Origin of the sequence: Streptococcus equinus (assembly GCF_049393735.1) — a bacterium.
GTDB classification, from domain to species: domain Bacteria; phylum Bacillota; class Bacilli; order Lactobacillales; family Streptococcaceae; genus Streptococcus; species Streptococcus equinus_G.
The window spans coordinates 660987-681943 of record NZ_CP185946.1; the positions used below are offsets into that span (position 1 = coordinate 660987).

Here is a 20957-nt window from a genome sequence, read left to right on the forward strand (position 1 = left end):
TATGGCAGGCTCTCTTAGTGAAATCAAAGGGAAAATTATTTCAACTCAGAAAACTAGTCATATCACTGGTGCCATGCAAATGGTATCAGCTGCAAAATTGACTAAATCTGAGCAGGCAGCAAAAGATTTCCAAGTTTACGCATCAAAAATTCGTCAAATCACAACTGACTTATTGAAATCAGAACTTGTTAATGGTTCAAAAAATCCAATGCTTGCAGCTCGTCCTGTTAAAAAGACTGGTTACATTGTAATCACATCTGATAAAGGACTTGTTGGCGGTTATAACTCAAAAATCCTTAAAGCAATGATGGATCTTATTGAGGAATATCACAAAGATGATAGCTACGCTATTATCGCCATTGGTGGTATTGGAGCTGATTTCTTTAAAGCTCGTGGTATGAACGTTGTCTTTGAATTGCGTGGTTTGGAAGATCAGCCATCATTTGAACAAGTTGGAAATATCATTTCACAATCTGTTGAAATGTATAAAAACGAATTGTTCGATGAATTATATGTATGTTACAATCATCACGTAAATAGCTTGACTAGTCAAGTTCGTGTACAACAAATGCTTCCAATTGCTGAGTTAGACGCTGACGAAGCAGCAGAAGAAGGTGTTACTGGTTTTGAATTGGAACCAAATCGTGAAATGATTTTGGAACAACTCTTGCCACAATACACTGAAAGTCTAATTTACGGAGCAATTGTTGATGCGAAAACTGCTGAGCATGCGGCAGGTATGACTGCTATGCAAACAGCAACAGATAATGCTAAAAATGTTATCAATGATTTGACTATTCAGTATAACCGTGCGCGTCAAGCTGCTATTACGCAAGAAATCACTGAAATTGTAGCAGGTGCTAACGCACTAGAATAATGTGAGTGCTTTTTAGCCTCATAAAAAAGGGAGCGACTCCCTAAAAAATCTAAAAGGAGAAAAACATGAGCTCAGGCAAAATTGCTCAGGTTGTTGGTCCAGTTGTTGACGTTGCGTTTGCAGCTGGTGACAAATTACCTGAGATTAATAATGCATTGATTGTTTATAAAAATGGCGATAAATCTCAAAAAATCGTGCTCGAAGTTGCTCTTGAACTTGGAGACGGTCTTGTTCGTACTATCGCTATGGAATCAACTGATGGGCTTACACGTGGATTAGAAGTTTTCGATACTGGTCGTCCAATTAGTGTACCAGTTGGTAAAGAAACTTTGGGTCGTGTGTTCAACGTTCTTGGTGATACAATCGACCTTGATGAACCATTCGCAGAAGATGCACCTCGCGAACCAATCCACAAAAAAGCACCAGCTTTTGATGAATTATCAACATCATCAGAAATCCTTGAAACAGGTATCAAAGTTATTGACCTTCTTGCCCCTTACCTTAAAGGTGGTAAAGTTGGACTTTTCGGTGGTGCCGGTGTTGGTAAAACCGTTCTTATCCAAGAATTGATTCACAACATTGCCCAAGAACACGGTGGTATCTCAGTATTTACCGGTGTTGGGGAACGTACACGTGAAGGTAATGACCTTTACTGGGAAATGAAAGAATCTGGCGTTATCGAAAAAACAGCCATGGTCTTCGGTCAAATGAATGAACCACCTGGAGCACGTATGCGTGTTGCCCTTACTGGTTTGACAATTGCGGAATACTTCCGTGATGTCGAAGGACAAGACGTGCTTCTCTTCATCGATAACATCTTCCGTTTCACTCAAGCAGGTTCTGAAGTATCAGCCCTTCTTGGTCGTATGCCATCAGCCGTTGGTTACCAACCAACATTGGCTACTGAAATGGGTCAATTGCAAGAACGTATCACATCAACTAAAAAAGGTTCTGTTACATCTATCCAAGCCATCTATGTGCCAGCCGATGACTACACTGACCCAGCGCCAGCAACAGCATTCGCTCACTTGGATTCAACAACTAACCTTGAACGTAAGTTGACTCAAATGGGTATCTACCCAGCCGTTGACCCTCTTGCTTCAAGTTCACGTGCCCTTGCACCAGAAATTGTTGGTCAAGAACACTATGAAGTAGCAACAGAAGTGCAACGTGTTCTTCAACGTTACCGTGAATTGCAAGATATCATCGCAATCCTTGGTATGGATGAATTGTCTGACGAAGAAAAAACATTGGTTGGACGTGCTCGTCGTATCCAATTCTTCTTGTCACAAAACTTCAACGTTGCTGAACAATTTACAGGTATGCCTGGTTCATACGTTCCAGTTGCTGAAACTGTTCGTGGATTCAAAGAAATCTTGGAAGGTAAATACGATGATCTTCCAGAAGATGCTTTCCGTAACGTAGGTCCAATCGAGGATGTAGTTGAAAAAGCTAAGAAAATGAATTACTAATGAGGTGATACCATGACATATATGACTGTTCAGGTAGTAACACCAGATGGTATTCGCTATGATCACCATGCTAATTTTATTTCAGTAAAAACACCGGATGGTGAGATGGGGATTTTGCCAGAACACATTAACCTCATTGCTCCGCTAACTGTCCACGAAATGAAGATTCATCGTACTGATGATCCTAATCACGTGGATTGGGTAGCTATCAACGGTGGTATTATTGAGATTAAAGATAATTTTGTGACAATTGTTGCAGACTCTGCAGAACGTGAACGCGATATCGATGTTAGCCGTGCTGAACGTGCTAAACTTCGTGCAGAACGTAAATTGGAACAAGCTCAAAGTACTCACGATATCGACGAAGTACGTCGTGCACAAGTTGCTCTTCGTCGTGCTTTGAACCGTATCAGTGTTGGTAATAAATAAAATATAAGAAAGTCTGAGATATTTGTCTCAGGCTTTTTTGTTCTCTAAGAAATTTCTATTACAGTTTTATTGCCACTGTGTAAAGAAGTTTGATATTTTATAAGTTTTTTGTTGTCGGCTTTGAATTCTGATATAATGGTTTTATGGAAATTTTAAATAGTTCAGTGACTCTGATTAGTCATCTTATTTTTATTGCGATGACTCACCAAGTGCTTCGCAATTTATTTGATTGGTCAAAAGTGATTAAAAATACTGCTGAGAATATCGGACGTCTCAAAGTTTTTATTCTTTTGTTGAGTATTGCCATAGGCTACATGGTAAGCCATTTTATTTTGGAAATTATCACTGTTAGCCAGACATTCTTCTTTGATTTTCAATAAAAGCAATAATTGCTAAACTGTGATATAATTTTAGGTATTATAATATAAGAATGGAGTTCATTTTGGATAAAATTATAATTGAAGGTGGTAATACTCGCCTTGAAGGAGAAGTAATTATTGAAGGAGCAAAGAATGCTGTTCTTCCTCTTCTTGCTGCGACAATTTTACCAGAGAAAGGAAAAACAATTTTAACCAATGTTCCAATCCTTTCAGATGTATATACAATGAATAATGTTGTTCGTGGCTTGGATATTCAAGTTGATTTTGATGAGGCTAAAAATACTATTGAGGTTGATGCTTCTGGAGATATCTTGGATGTTGCACCGTATGAGTATGTCAGCAAAATGCGTGCTTCAATCGTTGTTTTAGGACCAATTTTAGCCCGTAAAGGTCATGCCAAAGTTTCAATGCCGGGTGGTTGTACAATTGGTAGCCGCCCAATTGACCTTCACCTCAAAGGTTTGGAGGCTATGGGTGCAAAAATCACACAAGCTGGTGGTGATATTACAGCTACGGTTGATGGAAAACTTAAGGGAACAACAATCTATATGGATTTCCCATCAGTTGGAGCTACACAAAACTTGATGATGGCTGCAACTCTTGCTGAAGGTACTACAATTATTGAAAATGTGGCACGTGAGCCAGAAATTGTTGATTTGGCGGTGCTTCTAAATAAAATGGGAGCTGTTGTTAAGGGTGCTGGTACTGAAACACTTACCATCGTTGGTGTTGATAGTCTTCATGGTGCTGAACATGATGTTGTTCAAGACCGTATCGAAGCTGGTACATTTATGGTAGCGGCAGCGATGACATCTGGTGATGTTCTCATTAAAGATGCTATCTGGGAACACAATCGTCCATTGATTTCAAAATTGATTGAAATGGGTGTGACAGTAATCGATGAACCAGAAGGTATTCGTGTGGTTGCTGATACAGCTAAATTAAAGCCTGTAACAGTTAAAACACTTCCTCACCCAGGATTTCCTACAGACATGCAGGCTCAGTTCACAGCCTTGATGGCAGTGGTTAATGGTGAGTCAACAATGATTGAAACAGTTTTTGAAAATCGTTTCCAACATTTAGAAGAAATGCGCCGTATGGGGTTGCAATCAGAAATCATGCGTGATACGGCAATGATTCATGGTGGTACTGAATTACAAGGTGCTCCAGTGATGTCAACTGACCTTCGCGCAAGTGCAGCTTTGATTTTAACAGGAATGGTCGCTAAAGGAACAACAACAGTTGGTCGTTTGAATCACCTTGATCGTGGCTACTATAAATTCCATGAAAAATTGGCTAAACTAGGTGCAAATATTAAACGTGTAAGCGAGGCTTAAAAATGACAAGTGGCTGGAAATATGTAGTAAAACAATTGGGATTAGTTTTATTGGTTGCTCTATTAGCCTGCCTATTTTTAGCGATTGGACTGATGGTTGGATATGGTATTATCGGAGATGGTAAAAATCCATTTTCAATTCTATCACTCGATAAATGGCAATCTATTATTGCTAAGTTTACAGGTCAATAATTAGAGCGGTTTCGAGAAACTTTGTTGTAGAATTTAGAGGTGGAATCATCGAATCTATTTTTAGGTTTGATGTTCCACTTTTTTGGTGAAAGGAAGTTAATGGCAAAAAAATCAAATCTGTCTAAAAAGACAAAATCATTTATCTCTTTACTGGTTTTATTAGTTGGTATTGGAACAGGATGGGTAACGACGTCTGATTCTAGTGATCCAGTCAATCAAGTTTTGTCTCTTGTTACGGGAGCATCATCGTCACAGGTTGCTTCAAATCATTCAAGTGCTAATGACTCAGCACCAAGTCAGGAATTGGCTGAGTCAGTTTTAACTGATAATGTTAAAGCACAGTTAGGCTCAACTATTGAATGGAATGGAGCAGGGGCTTACCTTGTAAATGGAAATAAAACCGCTTTGAATGCCAAGGTTTCAAGCAAAGCTTATGCCAATAATAAGACGAAAGTAGTACAAGGACAGTCAGTTCCAACAGTTGCTAATGCACTTTTGAGTAAGTCAACCCGTCAATACCGAAGCCGTGAGGAAACGGGTAATGGCTCAACGTCGTGGACGCCAGCTGGTTGGCATCAAGTGCAAAATCTATCTGGAACTTATAGTCATGCGGTTGATCGTGGGCATTTGCTTGGTTATGCTTTGATTGGTGGTTTGAGAGGTTTTGACGCTTCAACAAGCAACCCTGAAAATGTTGCTACGCAGACAGCTTGGGCAAATGAAGCTAGATCAGAAAACTCGACTGGTCAGAATTACTATGAAGGGCTTGTTCGTCGAGCACTTGATCAGAATAAACGAGTTCGCTATCGTGTGACTTTAATCTACGATGGGGACAATATTTTAGCTAGTGGAACACACTTGGAAGCTAAGTCGTCTGATGGTAGTTTAGAGTTTAATGTCTTTGTGCCAAACGTTCAAAGTGGACTTACGATTGATTACTATTCAGGTCAGATTAGTGTGAATTAATTTGGCTTGACCTTGTCAAATGGTGAAAAATTTGCTAGAATGAGGAGTAAATTGAATAGTGTCTTATGAGACTAGTAACCTTATGGCAGTTTAACAGGGAATGGAAGTCGTGACTGGAAGCTTCCTAGATGAAAGTTTGGCGAATTCACTCATGATAAAGACGATGAATTAAGGTCTGCTAGTCAGATAAAAAACGGATGGTACCGCGTGTCAACGCTCCGCTATTGGAGTGTGGCACGCTTTTTTCGTTTTCAATTAAATCGGGCTTGACCCAAGGAAGGAAATTTAATGGATTTACAAGCGCAGTTAGAGGAATTAAAATCATCTACGCAAGCTAAATTGGCTGAAATGCGTGGAAACAATGCAAAAGAACTTCAAGAATTACGTGTTCAAGTTCTTGGTAAAAAAGGATCATTGACAGAATTATTGAAAGGGTTGAAAGACCTTTCTAAAGAAATGCGTCCAGTTGTCGGAAAACAAGTCAATGAAGTGCGTGACGTTTTGACAAAAGCTTTTGAAGAACAAGCTAAAATTGTTGAAGCAGCTAAAATTAAAGCACAATTGGAATCAGAAAGCTTGGATGTGACTCTTCCAGGACGTCAAATCAATCTTGGTAACCGTCATGTCTTGTCACAAACAAGTGAAGAAATCGAAGATATCTTCCTTGGTATGGGATTCCAAGTTGTTGATGGTTTTGAAGTTGAATCAGATTACTACAACTTCGAACGTATGAACTTGCCTAAAGATCACCCAGCACGTGATATGCAAGATACTTTCTACATCACTGAAGAAATCTTGCTTCGTACACACACAAGTCCTGTTCAAGCTCGTACACTTGATAAACATGACTTTTCTAAAGGTCCATTGAAAATGATCTCACCAGGACGTGTGTTCCGTCGTGATACTGACGATGCAACTCACAGTCACCAATTCCACCAAATCGAAGGTCTTGTTGTTGGTGAAAACATTTCTATGGGTGACCTTAAAGGAACTCTTGAAATGATTATCAAGAAAATGTTTGGTGAAGATCGTAAAATCCGTCTTCGTCCATCATACTTCCCATTCACTGAACCATCAGTAGAAGTTGACGTTTCATGCTTCAAATGTGGCGGTAAAGGATGTAACGTATGTAAGAAAACAGGTTGGATTGAAATCCTTGGTGCTGGTATGGTACACCCTCGTGTTCTTGAAATGTCTGGCGTTGACTCAGAAAAATATTCTGGATTTGCTTTTGGTCTTGGTCAAGAACGTATTGCAATGCTTCGTTATGGTATCAACGATATTCGTGGCTTCTATCAAGGCGATGTCCGTTTCTCAGATCAATTTAAATAATCATTATTAAGAAAAAGAATTGGAGGTCATCATGGCAGAAATCAGAGTTGAAAAAGTGACCTTGGATAAGTTGGATGTGCTACAAAAACTTAGCATTGATACTTTTCGTGAAACTTTTGGTTTTGATAATACCGAGGAAGAACTTCAACAATTTTTCGATGACAATTACACTTTAGAGCAACTTGAAAAAGATGTGACAGATGCTGAATCTGATGTTCGCTTTGTTTTGGTTGATGGACGTGAAGTTGGTTTTATGAAAGTCAACTGGGGAGCAGCACAGACTGAGCATGAGTTAGAAAATGCTTTTGAAATTCAACGTATTTATATTCTTAGTGAGTGTCAGGGCTTAGGCTTAGGTAAAAAGTTATTTGAGCTTGCGCTTGATATGGCTAAAAAAGGTGGATTTGATTGGGCTTGGTTAGGTGTCTGGGAAGACAATGTTAAAGCGCAAGGATTCTACCGTAAATATGGTTTTGAAAAATTTTCGGAACACTCATTTAAAGTTGGCGATAAAGTAGATACAGATTGGCTTATGAGAAAAGCCTTAAAAGAATAACAGTAGAAAGGGATAAAGAAGCTTGCAGGTCAATTAAGCTTTGACTGCGAAAGCTTTTAACACATTATTATGTTAGTAAGTTATAAATGGTTAAAAGAGCTTGTCGATGTTGATGTTACAACTCATGAGCTTTCTGAAAAAATGTCAACTACAGGGATTGAGGTTGAAGGAGTATCAACACCATCTGAAGGTTTGACAAAATTAGTTGTTGGTCACGTTGTATCTTGTGAAGATGTTCCTGAAACACACTTGCACCTTTGCCAAGTAGATACTGGTGATGACGAATTGCGCCAAATCGTTTGTGGTGCTCCAAATGTTACTGCAGGAATTAAAGTAATCGTTGCTGTTCCAGGTGCACGTATTGCAGACAACTACAAAATCAAAAAAGGTAAAATCCGTGGTATGGAATCACTTGGTATGATTTGCTCACTCCAAGAACTTGGTTTGCCAGAATCAATCATTCCAAAAGAATTTTCAGACGGAATTCAAATCTTGCCAGAAGATGCTAAACCAGGTGACAGCATTTTCCCATACCTTGATTTGGATGATGAAATCGTTGAATTATCAATCACACCAAACCGTGCGGACGCTCTTTCAATGCGCGGTGTAGCTCACGAAGTAGCAGCTATCTACGGAAAAGAAGTTCACTTCCCAGAAAAAGAAGTTAAAGAAGTTTCTAAAGCTGCTAAAGATGTTATCGATGTTGCAATCGAGTCTGACAAAGTCTTGACTTACAAAGCACGTGTCGTTGAAAATGTGACTGTTAAACCAAGTCCACAATGGTTGCAAAACCTTTTGATGAACGCTGGAATCCGTCCTATCAACAATGTTGTCGACGTGACAAACTACGTTCTATTGTACTTTGGTCAACCAATGCATGCCTTTGATTTGAACAAATTTGAAGGAAATAAAATTGTTGCACGTAATGCGCGTGAAGGTGAAAAATTAGTCACTCTTGATGGCGAAGAACGTGAATTGAATGCTGAAGACCTTGTCATCACAGTTAACGATAAACCAGTTGCACTTGCTGGTGTTATGGGCGGACAAGATACTGAAATCGACAGCAATTCTAAAAGCGTTGTTCTTGAAGCTGCTGTCTTTGACGGTACATCAATTCGTCGCACAAGCGGTCGTTTGAATCTTCGTTCTGAAAGTTCAGCTCGTTTTGAAAAAGGTATCAACTATGCTACAGTTGATGAAGCTCTAGACTTTGCTGCTGCAATGTTGACTGAATTGGCAGAAGGTGATGTTCTTGCTGGTCGAGTTGAAGCTGGTTCAGTACCAACTGAAGATGTAGAAGTATCAACTACTCTTGATTATGTTAACGTTCGTTTGGGAACAGAATTAACATATGCTGACATTGAAGATGTCTTTGCAAAACTTGGCTTTGGTTTGTCAGGAAATGCTGATAAATTTACAGTTTCAGTACCACGTCGTCGTTGGGATATTGCTATCCAAGCTGACTTGGTTGAAGAAATTGCTCGTATTTACGGTTACGAAAATCTTCCAACAACATTGCCACAAGCAGCTGGTACTGCAGGCGAATTGACAGCAACTCAAAAATTGCGTCGTAAAATGCGTTCAATCGCAGAAGCAGCAGGTTTGTCTGAAATCGTATCATACGCTTTGACAACACCAGAAAAAGCAACTGAATTCACATTGCAACCAAGCAACTTGACTGAATTAATGTGGCCAATGTCAGTTGAACGTTCAGTTCTTCGTCAAAATGTTGTTTCAGGTATGCTTGATACAATTGCTTACAATGTAGCTCGTAAAAACAGCAATTTGGCTATTTACGAAATTGGTAAAGTCTTTGAACAAAAAGGTAATCCCAAAGAAGACCTTCCAAATGAAATCAGCACATTTGCATTTGCAATTTCTGGTTTGGTAGCTGAAAAAGATTTCCAAACAAAAGCTACACCAGTTGATTTCTTCTATGCTAAAGGTATCGTTGAAGCAATCTTTAACAAACTTGACTTGACAGTTGATTACGTTGCTGAAAAAGGTCTTGATAGCATGCACCCAGGCCGTACAGCAAGCATTTACTTGGACGACAAATTAGTAGGTTTTGTTGGTCAAATTCACCCACAAACTGCTAAAAACTACAATGTTCCAGAAACTTATGTTGCTGAATTGAACTTGGATGTTATCGAAGCAGCTCTTGAAGCTGATAAAGCATTCGTAGAAATCACTAAATTCCCTGCAGTTTCTCGTGATATCGCTTTGCTATTGCCAAAAGCAACAACTCACAAAGAAATTGTAACTGCAATTGAATCAGCTAAAGTGAAACGTTTGACTGATATCAAACTCTTCGACGTGTACGCTGGTGCAAACATTGCTGAAGGAATGAAATCAATGGCTTATAGCCTTACATTCCAAAATCCAAATGATAACTTGACTGATGAAGAAGTTACAAAATACATGGATAAAATCACTAAAGCCCTTGTTGAACAACTTGGAGCAGAAGTTCGTTAATTGCTAACTGTACAGTAGGCTATTTGGGTTAATATACATAAACCACCGCTGCAAAGTGGTGGTTTTGTTTTGTCAGAAATCCAAACGCTCTTAGAATTTGATATAATAAAACTATCTATGCATGACGAAGGATTATTATGAAATTATTATATACAGATATTCAGTTTGATATGACTGAGATTTTAACGAAAGAGGCAATTGAACAAGCGAAAGTTAATAAGCGAGTTTTTTATATTGCTCCAAACTCTTTGTCTTTTGAAAAGGAAAGAGCGGTTTTAGAGCTTTTGCCTGAGCAGGCTTCTTTTGCAATTACTATTACGCGTTTTGCTCAGATGGCGCGCTATTTTGTCTTAAATGAGCCACAGACAACAGAAACAATTGACGATAATGGTCTAGCCATGATTTTTTACCGTGCGCTTTCACATTTTTCTGATACGGATTTGAAAGTCTTTGGACGTTTAAAACAGGATACCAATTTTATCAAGCAGTTAGTTGATTTGTATAAAGAGTTGAAGTCGGCTAATATGACTGTGCTTGATTTGAATGGGCTTCAATCTGAGGAAAAACAAGAGGATTTGGTGAAAATTTTCTTGGCGGTCAATGATATTTTATTAGCCAATCAGTATGACACTCAGTCAAAAATTGCTTTTTTTGCTAAGCAAGTTGAATCAGGGCATTTGGACAGTGCTCTTGCAAATGTAGCACTTGTCATTGATGGTTTTACACGTTTTTCAGCAGAAGAAGAACACTTGGTTAGCTTACTTGAGCAAAAATGTGCGCAAGTTATTATCGGGACATATAGCAGTCAAAAGGCTTATAAGGCTACCTTTACAGCAGGAAATGTTTATCAAGCAAGTTTGGATTTTTTGCGTTCTTTAGCGATGAAATTTCAAGCGCAGCCACATTATGTCGAGAGTTCTCAACAATCACATAAATCTTTTGCCAAGTTGTCAAAATTATTTGAAGCTAAGCATGATTTTACAACAGCAGAGTTAACCATGACAGATGATGATAAGAAACACTACGCTATCTGGGATGTTATCAACCAAAAAGAAGAGGTTGAGCATGTGGCTAAGGCGATTCGTCATAAGCTTTATGAGGGCTATCGTTATAAGGATATCTTGGTTCTTTTAGGTGATGTGGACAGCTATCGTCTTCAAATTGGAAAGATTTTTGACAAGTATGAAATTCCATATTATTTCGGAAAAGCTGAGTCGATGAGTGACCACCCGTTGGTGCATTTTATTGATTCTTTGGAGCGTGTGAAACGTTATCGCTTCCGAACAGAAGATGTTATCAATCTTTTGAAGACGGGACTTTATGGACAATTCAAGCAAGATGATTTAGACCTTTTTGAGCAATATTTGATTTATGCAGATATTAAGGGGCAAAGTAAGTTTGCAAAGGAATTTACGGTTAACTACAAAGGAAAAGAGCACTTAGCCTTTATGAATCAAATGCGTGAGCAAATCATGACGCCTTTACTTACGCTCTTTAAAGCACAAAAGCAGCTTGGTTCAAGTCTACTTGAAAAACTAATGACTTTCTTACGTGCTATTAGTCTGCCAGACAATCTTGAAGGTATGGTTGCCACTTTCCCAGAGATTGAGCAAGAAAAACATGAGCAAGTTTGGCGGACGTTTACGGGAATTTTAAACCAATTCCAAACGATTTTCGGTAAAGAAAAATTGTCTTTGGATGAATTTTTATCGCTTGTTAGAAGTGGTATGCTTGCTGCTCAGTACCGTGTCGTTCCTGCGACTGTAGACGTTGTTTCGGTAAAATCGTATGACCTAGTTGAACCACACACGAATAAGTTTGTTTTTGCACTCGGTATGACGCAGTCACATTTTCCTAAAATTGCCCAAAATCGCAGCTTAATCTCAGATGAAGAGCGTGCCAAGGTTAACGAAAGCACAGATGAAAATCAACGCTTTGATGTTATTAGCCGCGAGAATATCAAGAAAAATCACTTTGCAGCCCTCTCGCTTTTCAATGCTGCAACAGAAGAATTGGTTCTCAGTTTGCCACAAATTGTTAACGAATCAGAAGACAAAGAATCATCATATCTTGCAGAGCTAGCAAGCTTTGGTGTGCCAGTTTTGAAAAAAGGTCGCAATCGTTTATCAGCCAATCTTGAAGATATCGGAAACTACAAAGCGCTGTTGTCTCGAGTGATTGAGGTTAATCGTTTGGCGATTGAAGAAGAACGTGAACTTAGTAAAGAAGAGCAAACATTTTGGTCTGTTGCTGTTCGATATCTTCGAAAAAGACTTGAAACACAAGGTATTGAGCTGCCATTGATTAAAGATAATATGCAGACTAAGCCAGTAGCTTCTGAAGTTATTGAGACTCGTTTCCCAAGTGATAAACCGATTAACCTGTCTTCATCAGCTGTGACAACCTTCTATAATAACCAGTACAAGTATTTCTTGCAGTATGTTCTTGGCTTGCAAGAAGTTGAGACGATTCATCCGGATGCTAGAAACCACGGAACATATCTTCACCGTGTCTTTGAACTTGTCATGAAAGATGAGTCTAATCAGCCATTTGATACTAAGTTGAATCAAGCTATTCAAAAGACTAATTCAGAAGATGAATTTAAATTTGTTTATGAAGAAGACGAAGAAAGCCTCTATTCTCTGACAGTTTTGGAAGATATTGCAAGAAGCACGGCAAGCATTTTGAAAAATGATGCTCAGATTCAAGTTGAAAATGAAGAAGAGCCGTTTGAATTGATGATTGCAAATGCGGTGCGCATTCGAGGTATTATTGACCGTGTTGACCGCTTGAGTGATGGTAGTCTTGGTGTGGTTGACTATAAATCTAGCCATAATACTTTTGACATTCAGAAATTTTATAATGGTTTGAATCCGCAATTGGTGACATATATGCAAGCTTTGCGTGATAAAAAAGGAAGAAGCGAGTCAGATAAAATTTTCGGTGCTATGTACCTTCACATGCAAGAACCCAAGGTTGATCTGTCATCGGTAGCAACGACAGATAAAATTTTGGAGAATTTGTCTAAAGAACTGCGCTATCGTGGTCTATTCCTAGACGAAGAAAAAGGCTATCTGTCAAATGGAAATTATCATCTGAATGATTCTGTTTACAGTCAAGAAGAGCTCGATATTCTTCTTGCTTATAACCAAAAATTATTTATTCAAGCAGCAGAGCAAATCAAAAAGGGTCATTTTCTGATTAATCCATATAGCGAAGATGGCAAGTCTGTCCAAGGTGACCAGCTAAAAGCTATCACACGCTTTGAAGCCAATCGTCACATGCCATACGCGAGAAAATGGTATAAACTACCAAGAAAAGAAAGACGTCAGGGCTTTTTGAGTCTAATGCTAAAAGAAGAGGAGGAAAAAGATGAACTTTAAGCCGTTTTTGACATCAGAAGAGATTTCCTTTTTGCAAGCTCAAGAAGCAAAGTCATCAAGTAAACAAAAACGCACGTCTGAACAGATTGAAGCGATTTATAGTTCTGGTAATAATATTTTAGTCTCAGCCTCAGCGGGTTCTGGTAAAACTTTTGTCATGGTTGAGCGTATTATTGATAAGATTTTACGTGGTGTCACTGTTGACCAGCTTTTTATCTCAACTTTTACTGTTAAAGCTGCAGGTGAGTTAAAAGAGCGTCTTGAGAAAAAAATTAGTCAGGTTTTACAAGTAACCAAGGACAACAACATAAAAACATATTTGAATGAGCAACTGCTAGGTCTTCAGACAGCTGACATTGGGACAATGGATGCCTTCACGCAAAAATTGGTTAACCAATATGGCTATACGCTTGGTATTTCGCCGACTTTTCGTATTATGACTGATAAGAGTGAGCAAGACCTTGTCAAAAATGATGTATTTGCAGATTTGTTTTCTGATTATATGCTTGGTGAGAATCAAGATAGTTTTCGTAAATTGGTGCGTAATTTCTCAGGAAATCGCAAAGATAGCTCAGCGTTTAGAGAAATCGTTTATAAGATTTATGACTTCAGTCAAGCTACGGATAATCCAAAAAAATGGATGTCTGAGGTATTTTTAAAAGGTGCTAAAACTTATACGGATTTTTCTGCTATTCCAGACCAAGAGGTTAATGACTTTCTAAGTTGTTTACATGATACGGCAAACCATTTGCAAGATGTGACGGATTTAGAGGATTATAAGCAGGTTACAGCTAAGGGGACACCTACAGCCAACTATAAAAAACACTTAAATATGATTGAACATTTGCACGAATGGGCAATGCATTTTGAGACACTTTATGGGCGTGATGGGTTGGGACGTCTGGCTTCTGATGTGGCAGATTTAATTCCGTCTAGCCCAGCTGTGACAGTTGCAGGAACGAAATATCCTGTCTTTAAAAATCTACAAGGGCGCTTGACTGGGCTTAAACACCTAGAGACGATTTTTAATTACCAGTCAGAAAGTCTTCCTTTGTTGGAATTATTGCAGAATTTTGTTCAAGATTTTTCTGAGCAGTATTTACAAGCCAAAATCCAAGAAAACTCTTTTGAATTCTCAGATATTGCACACTTTGCGATTGAAATTTTAGAGGAAAATCCAGATATTCGTAAGCTTTATCAAGATAAGTACCACGAAGTGATGGTCGATGAGTACCAAGATAACAACCACACGCAGGAGCGCATGCTAGAATTGCTATCAAACGGTCATAATCGTTTTATGGTAGGAGATATCAAGCAATCGATTTATCGTTTCCGTCAGGCTGACCCACAGATTTTCAACCAAAAATTTAAAGATTTTCAAGAAAATCCTGAGCACGGAAAATTGATTTTGCTCAAAGAAAACTTCCGTAGCCAATCAGAAGTTCTAGATGCCACAAATAGCATTTTTACACACTTGATGGATGAATCGGTTGGTGAGATTTTGTATGATGGCATGCATCAGCTTGTTGCAGGAAGTGAGGCCCAAAAAGAAGCTCACCCTGAAAATGAAACAAAAGTGCTCATTTATGATACCGACGAATCAAATGGCGCTCCAGAAGGCGCCGAAGAAGAGTCAATTAATCCGAATGAAGTTAAGTTAGTCGCAAAAGAAATCATTCGTTTGCATAATGAGGAACACGTTCCATTTGAAGATATTACTCTTTTAGTTTCTCTTCGTACGCGAAATAATGCGATTTTGCAGACCTTTGAACACTACGGGATTCCTTTGGTAACGGATGGTGGCGAACAAAATTACCTCAAGTCGGTTGAGGTCATGGTGATGCTTGATACGCTTAGAGCACTTGATAATCCGCTTAATGATTATGCCCTAGTTGCTCTGATGCGCTCACCAATGTTTGCTTTTAATGAAGATGACCTTGCTAGACTAGCTCTCCAGACTCTTGAAGATGAACACAAAGCTAATCTTTATCAAAAACTTGAACACGCTTTGAATGGCATAGGTGAACACGCTGATTTGATGACGACAGCTCTTCAGAATAAATTGAAAGATTTCATGGATTGTCTTGCAAGCTGGCGTGAATTTGCCAAATGGCACTCGCTTTATGACTTGATTTGGAAGATTTATAATGAGCGTTTCTATTATGACTATGTCGGCAATCTTCCTCGTGCTGAGCAACGTCAAGCCAACCTTTATGCGCTTGCGCTTCGTGCCAACAATTTTGAACGAGGCGGCTTTAAAGGTTTGTCACGCTTTATTCGTATGATTGACAAAGTTCTTGAGAGTGAAAATGATTTGGCAGATGTTGAAGTGGCACTGCCTAAAAATGCTGTAAACTTGATGACCATTCACAAAAGTAAGGGACTTGAGTTTAAGTATGTTTTCATTTTAAATCTTGATAAGAGATTTAGTATTCAAGACATGAGCTCACCTTTGATTCTGTCGCGCAAAAATGGAGCAGGTATTAAGTATTTAGCTGATATGCGAGAAGAATTGGAAACTGATTATTTCCCAGCAGTAAAAGTTAGCATGGATACCATGCCTTATCAACTGAATAAACGAGAACTGCGTTTAGCCATGCTATCTGAACAAATGCGTCTGCTTTATGTTGCGATGACTCGTGCGGAAAAGAGATTGTATTTAGTCGGAAAAGCTAGTGCAGAAAAATTAGTGGATAAATATAGCGGAAAATCAGAAAATAATCATATTCCAGTATCTGAGCGTGAAACTTTCATGACCTTCCAAGACTGGATTCTTGCTATTTATGATACTTACAAAAATTTGCCACTTAAAGTTGAATTTGTCACAGATGATGATTTGACAGAGGAAAAAATTGGTCAAATTGAAATGACGTCTGCTATTAAACCAGATGACTTGAAAGATAATCGTCAGACAGACAATATTGCAGAAGCTTTGGATAGGTTAGAGGCTGTAGAAAAGTTAAATACTGAATATAAAGCTGCGATTAATCTTCCAAGCTTGAGAACACCAAGTCAAGTTAAAAAACTATATGAGCCAGTTATGGACGTTGATGGTGTTGATGTCATGGCAAAATCACATCAAGCTAAGCCGACGTTTGAACTTCCAGATTTTTCAAAGAAAGCAAAAGTAGAAGCAACAGCAATTGGTTCTGCGATGCATGAACTCATGCAGAGAATTGTGCTATCAGAGCAGGTAACGCTGGATGATATTACATCAGCATTAGCACAAGTTTCAGTTGAAGATGATGTCAAATCACGTATTTGTCTTGAGCATGTACTTGATTTCTTTGAAGGTTCAGAACTCGGACAAATGATTCAGAAAAATGTTGACAAGATTTATCGTGAAGCTCCATTTGCCATGTTAAAAGAAGACCCAGAAAGCAAGGAAAAGTTTGTTGTGCGTGGGATTGTCGACGGTTACCTTTTATTCGACGACCGAATTGTTCTGTTTGATTATAAAACAGATAAATACACTAACAGCGAAGACATCAAAAAACGCTATCAGGGACAAATGGCTCTTTACGCCGAAGCCCTTAGCAAGTCTTACCATATCGAACAAGTTGACAAATACCTTGTTTTGCTTGGCGGAGAAAACTTAGAAGTAGTTAAACTGTAATCTAAAAAGCAACCGATAATCGGTTGCTTTTTGTATAGTATTGTATATAGAAAAAATAAAGGTGAGTTTTTAGATTAATTCCAGAATTTAGCAGCGATGTCTTGACCTTGCTTGATTTTAGCCCATTGTTGAGGAATGGCTAGCTCATTTCCTGAGTCACATGACGCAAAGCCACATTGATGTGAAAGGAAAAGGCGTTCTTTTGGAATAATCTTGCTAGCTTCTTCGAGCATTTTAAGTGCACGTTCTTCGTTATCAAGTTCAGTTGTTTTACTTGAAAGAAGTCCAAGCACAACTTCAGCATCAGAGTCTTTCAAGCTTTCAAGTGCTTTAAGGTCACCAGCAACTTCGCTATCCCATTCTAGGAAGAAGCGGTCGTAGTGTTGGTCCTTCAAGAATTTTGTAGCGATAGCTTCATAAGTACCGCCAGATGCTGAACGGCTTTCATAGTTTCCACGGCAATTGTGTGTCCAAACTTTAAGACCAAGTTCATGACCATAATCAGCCACTTCATTATTGACAGAGATAAATTCATCAGCTAAATTAGCAAGACCGCCATTACCTTCAGCAAAGAACCCAGCAGGGTTAGTTTCATCAAAAAGTTCCCAAAGACAATCGTCGAATTGGATGATTTTGCCGCCAGCTTCTTTGTATTCTTTCAAGAATTCTTTATAAGCATTGATGAGTCCAGCTTTTAGTTCTTCATTAGTTTTGTAAACTTGATCCTCACCAACTAGTTTATTGAAAACGGTGAATTCTGTGTAGGCATGGGCAGGTCCCCAGATTGTTAGTTTTGTATCAGTTTCACCAGCTTCTTCTTTAAGAAGTTTAAAAATGTCAAGGAAGTGGTGGTTTTTGCCAGAAAGTGGCTCAGTGATACGAATACCGATATCTTTACGTGTTTCAAAATGACCGCCATCATGGTCTTGGAAAGTGTATCCGTGGTCAGCGATGTAACGTTGAATACCTTTTAAGCCCCAAACGAAATCAAGGTGCCACATAGATTTTGAGTATTCGCCGTCAGTTAGGACATCGATACCTGCCGCTTTTTCTTCAGCGATAACTTTTTTGATATCAGCTGTTTCTGTTTCTTTGTAGCCTTCGAATGCATCGTAGAAAGGATATTTGATATCATCACGGTGTTCGATAGCGATTTTGTATTCACGTAAATCTGCTGGTCGTAAAAGTGAACCAACTAGTTGAAATCTTGACTTAGCCATTTTCTATACCTCGTTTATTTTTTTGTGATTTCTATTTTAGCTGAGCTTTTCAGTTTTGGAAAATAGTTATTTATATGGGGTAATGTATAGTTATTAACTATAACTGGAAAAATATGTTTTTTCTATGAAAATGACAGAAAATTTGGTAAAATAAGAAAAGACTGACAATTTTTGTGGGAGATTTATAATGGACATTTGGGAGAAACTGTACGAAGCAGCAAAAAAAGACTATAATCCACATTATGTGACGCCTTTTATTTATTCAAATCATGTTGTCGCAGCGGTTGAAGCAGAAGATGGACAGATTTTCACAGGCTACTGTTTTGAAGCTACATCTGGTGTATTTCATCTTTGTGCGGAACGAGCTGCCGCATTTAATATGTTCCAGCAATCTGGTCAAACGGCCATAAAGCGTATCATTGCGTTTCGTGATAAAGCGCCAAATGGTGGTGGCTCAGGTATGCCTTGCGGTGCTTGCCGTGAATTTTTGATGCAACTATCACCTAAAAATAAAGATTTGGAATTTATGATTGACTATGATAAGCGTGAAACCATTACACTTGGTGAGTTGATGCCCAATTGGTGGGGAGAAGAGCGCATGGCAGCTGGCATTGAGGATTTAGACTAGTCACAAGTAAAGATAAGCGAGGTAGAGGATGCGAGATAATCATTTACACACACATTTTTCATATGATTCAGAGGCTAAGTTTGAAGATTATTTAACTCATTATGATGGTGATATTGTGACAACAGAGCACTATGATTTGTCAAATCCTTATACTAAGCAAGATGATGTGCCGGATTATGACGCTTATTCGCGTGAAATAGCTGAGCTTAATCGAAAATATGGCAATCGTATCAAAAAAGGAATTGAAATTGGCTACTACGAGCCACGTGAAGCTGATATTATTGCTTATCTAGCAGATAAGGACTATGACTTAAAATTGTTATCAGTTCACCATAATGGGACAAATGATTACCTTGATGATGAAGTGGCAGATATGGATAAAGCGGAGATTATTCAAGAATATCTGGATAAGTTGGAGTACGCTATTGGGCGCGTGGATGCGGATGTTTTAGCGCATTTTGATTATGGCTTTCGAATTTTTGATATGACAGTCGAGGATTTAAAAGTTTATGAACCTCAATTAAAGCGTATCTTCCAGAAAATGATTGACCATGATTTAGCTTTTGAGTTAAATAGTAAATCCATGTACTTGTATGGCAAAGAAGAGCTTTATCGATACGCATTAAGTCTAGTAAAAGAACTGGGTTGCCACAAATATTCTATTGGTTCAGATGGACATAAACTAGAGCATTTTCGATTGGCATTTGATAAGATTCAAGCATTATTGGATGAATTTGGTATTGAAGATTGGGAGATTTTGTAAAAAGATAAATAAAAAAGCTATGAGCGGATAGGCTCATAGCTTTTTATGTGTTCAGCAATTAGTGAGAAATACGTTTACGTGCTGCTTTTTTACGATTTTCTTGAATGAAGGCAGCTTTTTCTTCTTCAGGTTCAATAATTTTTTTCTTAACTGCAAAGATAGCACCAGCAACTGTAGCTGCAGTGGCTACCACACCAGTAGCAAGACCTTTAGCAAATGCGAATTTTTTAGCCATAATAATTCTCCTCCTTACTGATAAGAACAGGGAGTATAAAGAGTTCTTTATACTCTTTTGTAGCGGTAGGATTGGTTTTCTTGTCCCACCACCTTATGTTATAATAATGGTAACTAAAATTGCCTAAAAGTTCAAGTGAAAACGTTATATTTACTAAAAAATCAGGCTTAGGACGGATAAAAAATAAATGTCAAAAAAAATAAAACTGCTAGCTGTAGTTGGTCCAACTGCTGTTGGAAAAACTGCACTGGGAATTGAGCTAGCTAAACAATTCAATGGAGAAATTATCAGTGGTGATAGTCAGCAAGTCTATCGTCAATTAGATATTGGAACGGCAAAAGCAACTCCAGAAGAACAAGCTGAAGCAGTGCATCATTTGATTGATGTGCGCAATGTTGATGAGACTTACTCGGTTTATGATTTTGTTCAGGAAGCTAGCGCAGCCATTTCAGATATTGTCAGTCGAGGCAAACTTCCGATCATCGTCGGGGGAACAGGGCTTTATCTTCAAAGTTTGCTAGAAGGTTACCATCTGGGTGGTCAAGTTGATCAGGAAAAGGTTCTTGCTTATCGAAAAGAGCTTGAACTTTTGTCAGATGACGAGCTTTTTGAAAAAATAGCAGAGCAAAAAATTGAAATTCCTCAGATTAATCGACGACGAGCTATTCGAGCACTTGAGTTAGCTAAATTTGGAAAAGATTTAGAAAACAAAGTAACAGATTATGATGCTTACTTGATTGGTCTAAATGACGATCGTCAAGTTCTGTATGATCGCATTAATCGTCGCGTTGATCTCATGGTTGAAAATGGCGTTTTGGATGAGGCAAAATGGCTTTATGATAATTACCGAGAGGTTCAAGCAGCACGAGCTATTGGCTACAAAGAACTTTTCCCATACTTTTCAGGAGAAGAATCTCTTGAAAACTGTGTTGAAAAATTAAAACAAAACACACGACGCTTTGCTAAACGCCAGCTAACTTGGTTTAGAAATCGAATGGCAGTACAATTTTATAATGTTTCTGAGACAGATTTTAAAACAAAAGTTACAGAAGATGTCGACTGTTTCTTAAATGATAAGAAAATGTAAGGCAGTACAA

At 38.4% G+C, this 20957-nt stretch carries 17 protein-coding genes; 15 read left to right on the forward strand and 2 right to left on the reverse strand.

Features of this window, described 5'->3' with window-relative positions:
- Position 1: 1 nt before the first annotated feature.
- The 12 genes from ACNTMY_RS03365 to addA all read left to right on the forward strand — a co-directional run bounded on the left by ACNTMY_RS03365 (position 2) and on the right by addA (position 17014).
- A complete protein-coding gene (locus ACNTMY_RS03365; protein WP_423216642.1) occupies positions 2 to 877 on the forward strand; it encodes a F0F1 ATP synthase subunit gamma in 876 nt (291 codons plus the stop codon).
- A 65-nt stretch (positions 878 to 942) separates the two neighbouring features.
- On the forward strand, positions 943 to 2349 hold the full coding sequence (atpD, locus tag ACNTMY_RS03370; RefSeq protein WP_024344335.1) for a F0F1 ATP synthase subunit beta: 1407 nt from the start codon (positions 943 to 945) through the stop codon (positions 2347 to 2349).
- A gap of 12 nt (positions 2350 to 2361) precedes the next feature.
- Positions 2362 to 2778 carry a F0F1 ATP synthase subunit epsilon gene (locus tag ACNTMY_RS03375; protein WP_423216643.1) on the forward strand — a complete coding sequence of 139 codons (417 nt, stop codon included), beginning with the start codon at positions 2362 to 2364 and terminating at the stop codon, positions 2776 to 2778.
- A gap of 143 nt (positions 2779 to 2921) precedes the next feature.
- Positions 2922 to 3158, forward strand: a complete 237-nt coding sequence (locus ACNTMY_RS03380) for a DUF1146 family protein (RefSeq protein ID WP_423216644.1) — start codon at positions 2922 to 2924, stop codon at positions 3156 to 3158.
- A gap of 62 nt (positions 3159 to 3220) precedes the next feature.
- Positions 3221 to 4495 carry a UDP-N-acetylglucosamine 1-carboxyvinyltransferase gene (murA, locus tag ACNTMY_RS03385; protein WP_423216645.1) on the forward strand — a complete coding sequence of 425 codons (1275 nt, stop codon included), beginning with the start codon at positions 3221 to 3223 and terminating at the stop codon, positions 4493 to 4495.
- Between the two features lie 2 nt (positions 4496 to 4497).
- The gene (locus ACNTMY_RS03390; protein WP_423216646.1) at positions 4498 to 4686 is read left to right on the forward strand and encodes a DNA-directed RNA polymerase subunit beta; all 189 of its coding nucleotides are present in this window, start codon (positions 4498 to 4500) and stop codon (positions 4684 to 4686) included.
- Between the two features lie 99 nt (positions 4687 to 4785).
- Positions 4786 to 5652, forward strand: coding sequence for a DNA/RNA non-specific endonuclease (locus ACNTMY_RS03395; RefSeq protein WP_423216647.1), 867 nt, complete (start codon positions 4786 to 4788; stop codon positions 5650 to 5652).
- A gap of 288 nt (positions 5653 to 5940) precedes the next feature.
- Positions 5941 to 6984: a phenylalanine--tRNA ligase subunit alpha gene (pheS, locus tag ACNTMY_RS03400; protein WP_027967999.1), complete on the forward strand. Its 1044-nt coding sequence runs from the start codon at positions 5941 to 5943 to the stop codon at positions 6982 to 6984.
- 31 nt (positions 6985 to 7015) lie between these two features.
- Positions 7016 to 7540 carry a GNAT family N-acetyltransferase gene (locus ACNTMY_RS03405; RefSeq protein WP_423216648.1) on the forward strand — a complete coding sequence of 175 codons (525 nt, stop codon included), beginning with the start codon at positions 7016 to 7018 and terminating at the stop codon, positions 7538 to 7540.
- Between the two features lie 69 nt (positions 7541 to 7609).
- Positions 7610 to 10015 (forward strand): phenylalanine--tRNA ligase subunit beta, encoded by a 2406-nt coding sequence (gene pheT, locus ACNTMY_RS03410; protein ID WP_423216649.1) that lies wholly within the window; start codon positions 7610 to 7612, stop codon positions 10013 to 10015.
- Between the two features lie 137 nt (positions 10016 to 10152).
- Positions 10153 to 13398 (forward strand): ATP-dependent nuclease subunit B, encoded by a 3246-nt coding sequence (gene rexB / locus ACNTMY_RS03415; protein WP_423216650.1) that lies wholly within the window; start codon positions 10153 to 10155, stop codon positions 13396 to 13398.
- Positions 13388 to 17014 (forward strand): helicase-exonuclease AddAB subunit AddA, encoded by a 3627-nt coding sequence (addA, locus tag ACNTMY_RS03420; protein WP_423216651.1) that lies wholly within the window; start codon positions 13388 to 13390, stop codon positions 17012 to 17014. The genes rexB and addA overlap by 11 nt, the downstream gene beginning before the upstream one ends.
- A gap of 74 nt (positions 17015 to 17088) precedes the next feature.
- On the opposite strand, the gene ACNTMY_RS03425 is transcribed toward addA, so the two are convergent.
- Complete coding sequence (locus tag ACNTMY_RS03425; RefSeq protein WP_423216652.1) at positions 17089 to 18234, reverse strand: cobalamin-independent methionine synthase II family protein; 1146 nt, start codon at positions 18232 to 18234, stop codon at positions 17089 to 17091.
- Between the two features lie 187 nt (positions 18235 to 18421).
- Here ACNTMY_RS03425 and ACNTMY_RS03430 point away from each other — a divergent pair, with 187 nt between their 5' ends.
- Entirely contained in the window at positions 18422 to 18862 is a 441-nt protein-coding gene (locus tag ACNTMY_RS03430) for a cytidine deaminase family protein (protein ID WP_423216653.1), read from the forward strand.
- 28 nt (positions 18863 to 18890) lie between these two features.
- Positions 18891 to 19625 carry a hypothetical protein gene (locus ACNTMY_RS03435; RefSeq protein WP_423216654.1) on the forward strand — a complete coding sequence of 245 codons (735 nt, stop codon included), beginning with the start codon at positions 18891 to 18893 and terminating at the stop codon, positions 19623 to 19625.
- A 58-nt stretch (positions 19626 to 19683) separates the two neighbouring features.
- Here the strand turns inward: ACNTMY_RS03435 and ACNTMY_RS03440 are convergent, their stop codons facing one another.
- Entirely contained in the window at positions 19684 to 19860 is a 177-nt protein-coding gene (locus ACNTMY_RS03440; protein ID WP_006532352.1) for a DUF3042 family protein, read from the reverse strand.
- Positions 19861 to 20047: 187 nt separating this feature from the next.
- Between ACNTMY_RS03440 and miaA the strand changes: the two genes are divergently transcribed.
- The gene (gene miaA, locus ACNTMY_RS03445; protein ID WP_423216655.1) at positions 20048 to 20947 is read left to right on the forward strand and encodes a tRNA (adenosine(37)-N6)-dimethylallyltransferase MiaA; all 900 of its coding nucleotides are present in this window, start codon (positions 20048 to 20050) and stop codon (positions 20945 to 20947) included.
- Positions 20948 to 20957 lie beyond the last annotated feature (10 nt).

Excerpts from the sequence above, each read along its gene's own strand:
- ACNTMY_RS03365 (WP_423216642.1), top strand. The coding sequence starts at position 2 with ATGGCAGGCTCTCTTAGTGAAATCAAAGGGAAAATTATTTCAACTCAG.
- atpD (WP_024344335.1), top strand. The coding sequence starts at position 943 with ATGAGCTCAGGCAAAATTGCTCAGGTTGTTGGTCCAGTTGTTGACGTT.
- ACNTMY_RS03375 (WP_423216643.1), top strand. The coding sequence starts at position 2,362 with ATGACATATATGACTGTTCAGGTAGTAACACCAGATGGTATTCGCTAT.
- ACNTMY_RS03380 (WP_423216644.1), top strand. The coding sequence starts at position 2,922 with ATGGAAATTTTAAATAGTTCAGTGACTCTGATTAGTCATCTTATTTTT.
- ACNTMY_RS03390 (WP_423216646.1), top strand. The coding sequence starts at position 4,498 with ATGACAAGTGGCTGGAAATATGTAGTAAAACAATTGGGATTAGTTTTA.
- ACNTMY_RS03395 (WP_423216647.1), top strand. The coding sequence starts at position 4,786 with ATGGCAAAAAAATCAAATCTGTCTAAAAAGACAAAATCATTTATCTCT.
- pheS (WP_027967999.1), top strand. The coding sequence starts at position 5,941 with ATGGATTTACAAGCGCAGTTAGAGGAATTAAAATCATCTACGCAAGCT.
- ACNTMY_RS03405 (WP_423216648.1), top strand. The coding sequence starts at position 7,016 with ATGGCAGAAATCAGAGTTGAAAAAGTGACCTTGGATAAGTTGGATGTG.
- pheT (WP_423216649.1), top strand. The coding sequence starts at position 7,610 with ATGTTAGTAAGTTATAAATGGTTAAAAGAGCTTGTCGATGTTGATGTT.
- rexB (WP_423216650.1), top strand. The coding sequence starts at position 10,153 with ATGAAATTATTATATACAGATATTCAGTTTGATATGACTGAGATTTTA.
- addA (WP_423216651.1), top strand. The coding sequence starts at position 13,388 with ATGAACTTTAAGCCGTTTTTGACATCAGAAGAGATTTCCTTTTTGCAA.
- ACNTMY_RS03425 (WP_423216652.1), bottom strand. The coding sequence starts at position 18,234 with ATGGCTAAGTCAAGATTTCAACTAGTTGGTTCACTTTTACGACCAGCA.
- ACNTMY_RS03430 (WP_423216653.1), top strand. The coding sequence starts at position 18,422 with ATGGACATTTGGGAGAAACTGTACGAAGCAGCAAAAAAAGACTATAAT.
- ACNTMY_RS03435 (WP_423216654.1), top strand. The coding sequence starts at position 18,891 with ATGCGAGATAATCATTTACACACACATTTTTCATATGATTCAGAGGCT.
- ACNTMY_RS03440 (WP_006532352.1), bottom strand. The coding sequence starts at position 19,860 with ATGGCTAAAAAATTCGCATTTGCTAAAGGTCTTGCTACTGGTGTGGTA.
- miaA (WP_423216655.1), top strand. The coding sequence starts at position 20,048 with ATGTCAAAAAAAATAAAACTGCTAGCTGTAGTTGGTCCAACTGCTGTT.